General features: G+C 66.9%; 4 protein-coding genes. All 4 read right to left on the bottom strand.

What is annotated here, in order from left to right; genetic code table 11:
- Positions 1 to 301: 301 nt before the first annotated feature.
- Positions 302 to 1,213, bottom strand: a complete 912-nt coding sequence (locus ACIHFE_RS34465) for a GNAT family N-acetyltransferase (RefSeq protein WP_400113026.1) — start codon at positions 1,211 to 1,213, stop codon at positions 302 to 304.
- Positions 1,214 to 1,339: 126 nt separating this feature from the next.
- Positions 1,340 to 2,674 carry an asparagine synthase-related protein gene (locus tag ACIHFE_RS34460; protein ID WP_400113024.1) on the bottom strand — a complete coding sequence of 445 codons (1,335 nt, stop codon included), beginning with the start codon at positions 2,672 to 2,674 and terminating at the stop codon, positions 1,340 to 1,342.
- Positions 2,671 to 2,805, bottom strand: coding sequence for a hypothetical protein (locus ACIHFE_RS34455; RefSeq protein ID WP_400113023.1), 135 nt, complete (start codon positions 2,803 to 2,805; stop codon positions 2,671 to 2,673). The genes ACIHFE_RS34460 and ACIHFE_RS34455 overlap by 4 nt, the downstream gene beginning before the upstream one ends.
- 723 nt (positions 2,806 to 3,528) lie before the next feature.
- Complete coding sequence (locus tag ACIHFE_RS34450) at positions 3,529 to 4,146, bottom strand: DNA-binding protein (RefSeq protein WP_400113022.1); 618 nt, start codon at positions 4,144 to 4,146, stop codon at positions 3,529 to 3,531.
- Positions 4,147 to 4,617: the final 471 nt, after the last annotated feature.

The following is a 4,617-nucleotide window of genomic DNA, read 5'->3' as shown; positions in this document are numbered from 1 at the left end:
GAGTGCGGTCACGAGGGTGGTCAAGTTCGTCGTCACAAACGGATCTTGAGCACCCTCGCCTCATGCCCGCAGGCATTCGGAAAGACTCGTCTAGGGGCGGGACTTGGCCGCGGTCACCGCGAGACTGTCCGCCAGGCTGTCCGGCCCTGCCCACCAAGCTGCGGAAATCCCTGGCCTGGGACCGTGGCATGGAGCCGGCCGAAGACGAAGGGGTCACTGCCACGACTGGCCTGAGCGTGTACGTCGCTGGCCCTCGAAGCCCCTGACAGCGCGGCGCCACGGCCAACCATGCACGGGGTCGTCAGGAGCCGGATTGCGATCCGTCGTTGGAGACGGGATCGGTTGGGACCTGCTTGCGGCGATAGGCGTACAAGCGGTCCACCTCGTGGAATCCAGCGGAGTCGTACAGGCGGTTGGCGGCGGTACGGTCGCGTTCTCCTCCTGGGGGTTCGTCATCGTCCACGTACAAGATTGCCTGGTTCGCGCCGAGTTCGGTGAGAGCGTGCAGTGCGGTGCCCAGCATGAGACGGCCGATGCCTCGTCCTCTTGCGGAGGGCGTGACGCTGATCCACCACAGGACACCGGTCCCGTCGACCGGAAGTCCGATGACTGCTTCGGCGGCTTTACGGAAGTGTCTGCGGATCTGTAGGCGCTTGGTGGCGGCGCTCTCGCCTGGTCGCAGTCTTACGTTGCGAGCCTGCGGTAGGTGGCTGATGGGCAGCGGCGTGTGCATGTAGCGCCAGAGGTTCTCGCCGACGAACCCGGCCTGTTCGAGTGCGGTTCGGGTGGCTGGGCGGTGGCGAACGGGTAGGGCCTCTAGTCCGAGGCTGAGGGCAGAGGCGAAGTCGAAGGCGCAAATCGTTCTCGGTCCCAGGCGTGTGCATGCGTGGGAGATCAACCGCGCGGCCAGTGCTTGGTCCTCGTGACAGTGCAGCCACAGGATGTGGCCCGTCTGGTCCTTGGTGGATGTTGCGTAGGAGACCACGCCTACGACGTGTCCGGTGGGGTCGACCGCTACGTCGGTATGTAGCCGGGAGAGCGACTGCCACCAGCCGGCATCCACTTGCGAGTGTCCTGCCAGGGCTTCGTTGAGCATCTCCACAGAGGCGACCGGCTGGCCTTGGAGGCGATCGTGGTTGACGAGTTCGAGCACTGCTGGTTGGTCCGCTTCGGCGTAGGGACGCATCGTCGGGCCGGTTGAGGCGTTGCTCATGCCTGTCATCCTCCTTCTTTGCTCCTGGTTGTGCCTGTTGTCGTTGCTGAGGGAGCGTCGGGGGGGGGGGGGGGGGGGGGCCCCCCCCCCCCCCGACGTCGAGGTGCGGGACTTGTCAGGGGCGTCTTAGCCGATCTGTGCCCCGTGCCGAAGTGCTCCGGCGAGCCAGCGTTCGATGGCGGCGACGAACAGCAGCACGCTGGTGTTCGTCTCATGCCGGAGCTGGTCCGGATCGATGAGGCCCACCTCAACGGCCACGAGAGGTTTGGCAGTGTCAAGCGTTGCGGCTTGGTCGGTGAGCGCCGTACTGAAGTACTGCTTCTGTCGGGGCAGGGCTTTCACCTTGTTCTGGGGGAACAGGTTGATCACTTGTGCTTTGCAACGCCAGTAGCGGGTTGGCAAAGCTGCTTGGTAGCGGTCCCCCAGCGGGAGGGCCAGGGCTGCGGCCAGGAAGGAGGGGTGCAAAAAGGGCGACCCTTCCTCGATGTTGCCTGCCGGCAGAAGAGCAGTGTGGGGGAAGAGGGCATCGTATGCATCCGCCACCGACCAGGTCCTGCGTGTGGTGGCATGCGCGACTACGTGGTCGGATACCCACTGTTTTGCCCATGCAGTGGCTTCGGTTCGGTAGGGCTCCGCCAGTACGGCGGGTGCGACAGGGTCGCACCAGTCATCGGGCCAGTTCACCGCCCAGTAGAGGGAGGCTGTTGTGCGAGCGGGAAGCAGTCGTGAGAGAACGGCTGCGGCTTCGCCGAACAGTCCTGGTCCGGAGCTGGCTGCATCGTGGGCGTAGCGAACGGCAGCGGGGATTCCATGACGCCTGGCGATCGCGGCTGTGGCATACCGAGGCACTCCAAGGAGTTCATCGGAACCGTCACCCGACAGAATCAGGTCGACGCCGAGGTCCGCGGCCCGTTCGGCGGCCGCTGCGTTGACCTCGGGTAGGCCGTGCAGATGGGGTCCTGCCGGTGACCAGACAGGCTCGGCCCTGTCGTGGTGCGGGTCCAGGACGACCAGCTCAATGTCGAGGTCGAAGGCGCGGATTAGGCGGTGGACTTCGGCAGCCGAGCTGCCACCCAGGTCATCTGTCATCTCTATGACAAAGGCGATGACGCGTCGCCCCTCGGCGATGTCGCAGGCGTGGACGAGGACAGCCAGCGAGTCGAGGCCTCCGGAGACCATGACTCCGATCGTGTCCGTTCCGGCGGTCATGTCACGGACAGCTTCGGTGAATGCTGCGCGCAGGCCGTCGGGGTGCGCTCGGGGAGTGATGGGTTCCGGGGGCTCCAGTTCGATACCGTGCCAGAAGCTGACGGGCACGAACTCGCCCGTCGTCACGGGTGGGGCCAGCATCAGCCCCACCTTGCGCAGATCGACCACCCCCGGAACGGGGCCGGCCAGCATCAGCGGGTTGTCCGCGATGCGACCGGCCCCGTCCCGGAAGCGCGAAAGGCGGTCGATCACTTGGTGGTCTGGACCTTGGTCAGACGAGCCAGGCGGGTGGCGAGGCCTCGCAGGCCGCGGTATTCCTCGCTGAACCCACCCTTGGCGCCCAGGCCGTGACCGCCGTCCCCGGGGTGCGACTTCTTCGACATGTTCATCAGTCCTTTCAAGGAACTGCGAGCTGGTCCGCGGTCGCGGACCGGTGCCCGGCCGGGAGCCCTTCCCGGCACGAGCCGACCGCCAGGCGTCGGAAGAGGGGCCGCAAGGCGCTTTCCCTTGCGGCCCCTCCGACGCCTGGCAGGCTCAAGTGCCGGGAAGGGCTCGACCGGGCACACCCGGGAGCCGCAGCTCGCAGTCCTTGAGAGAGGTGAGTCGATGTCAGTTTCGGGGGGACGGCCGGCTGGTCGGTCAGGGTGCTTGTCGGCATGCGGTGATTCGTCGATTTTCGGCTGCGTTGTGAGTTGATCTGCCTGGCCGTGATGAGACAGCAGGCGGGGCGGGGGAACGCTTTGTGGATGCCAGCTCGTCGCTCCCCGGGTCGGGCCGGTCCGGGTGGTGTTGGAAGAGGCTCGGGTACGCGAATGCTCTGCGGGGCTTCTCCTGCAGGGCTGGTGGTGTTCGCGGTTGTTCCTGGCTGTCGGAGTGGTCGGGGGTATCGGGCTGTGGTCGGGGACGGTTGTCTTGCGGCTTCACCGTCGGTTCGGGCATGGACGATGGGTGCCGGCGGCTTGCTGGGTCGGATGACAGGCGTGGCGTCCTTCGACGCAACGCCGATTCATCGGTGCGGGTCCGTTTGGTGGGCCGGGCAGGAGCGGTGCTGGGGGGGCCGCACTGCGTGGTGGGAACGGAAACAGGGGGCGGGTTGGTGGTCTTTGTTATCGCGGTGGATGTTGTGGTTGTTCTGCCTTGCGGGCTTGGCTCAGGAGGCGTTCCCAGGTCCGGGGAGACCCGCCGTGCTGACGGGCGAGTTCGGTGGCGGTGTGGCTGATGGGGGCGTCGCTGGTGGCTGCCAGGGCGTCGGTTGCGATCTGTAGGCGGGGGTCGTTCTGGTAGGGGTGTGCTTTGCGGCGGGGCTGTGGCCGGCCTGCCACGCGGCCTCCGCCTTTGCCTTGGCCGGGAGGGTTGTCGCGTCGTTCCTCGATTTCGCGGCGGGGCCATACCCGTGTGCCGTAGAGGGTCTCGCCGCGGGACAGGTAGCCCTGTGTGGCATATGCGTGGACGGTCTTCGCGTTGATTCCGAGGATGGCTGCGGCTTCTTTGGCGTCAAGGTGGTCTTCGGGATGCTCGTCGGTGGGCAGGGGCGGAATGGGCTTGCCTGTGAGGTAGGCGTCGGTCTGTGCGAGGTCGTAGATCAGGTACCGGCTGTTCGGGAAGAGGCTTGCGACGTGGGCGCGAAAGTGGGGGGCGTCGCGTCGGCGCCAGGTTGCCAGGGGGACGCCGACGCGTTCGGCGATCTCGGCCTCGGTGGTGACCGGCCGGCTGTGGGGGATCACGGTGCGCTGTCTCCTCTGGGGTTGTGCCGGCGGATCGGATCCCCCGGTATGCTCTGGGTGTCCATTACTGCTTGTTCGCTGTGATGGCTTTGGCAGGGGCCGGTGGTGTGCCGGGCCGCCTTTTAGGGTGGCTCTCCATCGGCCCCTTTTCTTTGTGTCATGGCCGGCTTTGTAGCGGGCCCCTCTCTCGGCGGAAGAGTACGGGGGCGGTTGTTCGCCGTTTTCGGTAGTCCTTGCGCGCTGGTGAACGCTGTGCGGTTCGGTGTTTTTGGGTTGGTTTCGGACGTGTGCGGGAGGGGCGGGGTGAGCGCCCCGGAGGGGCGCTTGCGTTCGACTCGCGAGGTACGAGTGAGTCGAACGCCGGCTTGCGGTGGGGGTGGGGCCTGGAGGCGGCAGCGGCCCGGGCCCCCCCGCACCCCCAGCCCATGAGGCTGGGGGCCCCGCGGGGCGGGCGCGCGTGTGTCGCCGGCG

Source organism: Streptomyces sp. NPDC052396 (genome assembly GCF_044593195.1).
Lineage (GTDB): Bacteria > Actinomycetota > Actinomycetes > Streptomycetales > Streptomycetaceae > Streptomyces.
This window is presented reverse-complemented; position numbering and strand designations above follow the sequence as displayed.

What these genes read in the sequence shown, in the direction of transcription:
- ACIHFE_RS34455 (WP_400113023.1), bottom strand. Translation starts at nt 2,805, where the DNA reads ATGTCGAAGAAGTCGCACCCCGGGGACGGCGGTCACGGCCTGGGCGCC.
- ACIHFE_RS34465 (WP_400113026.1), bottom strand. Translation starts at nt 1,213, where the DNA reads ATGAGCAACGCCTCAACCGGCCCGACGATGCGTCCCTACGCCGAAGCG.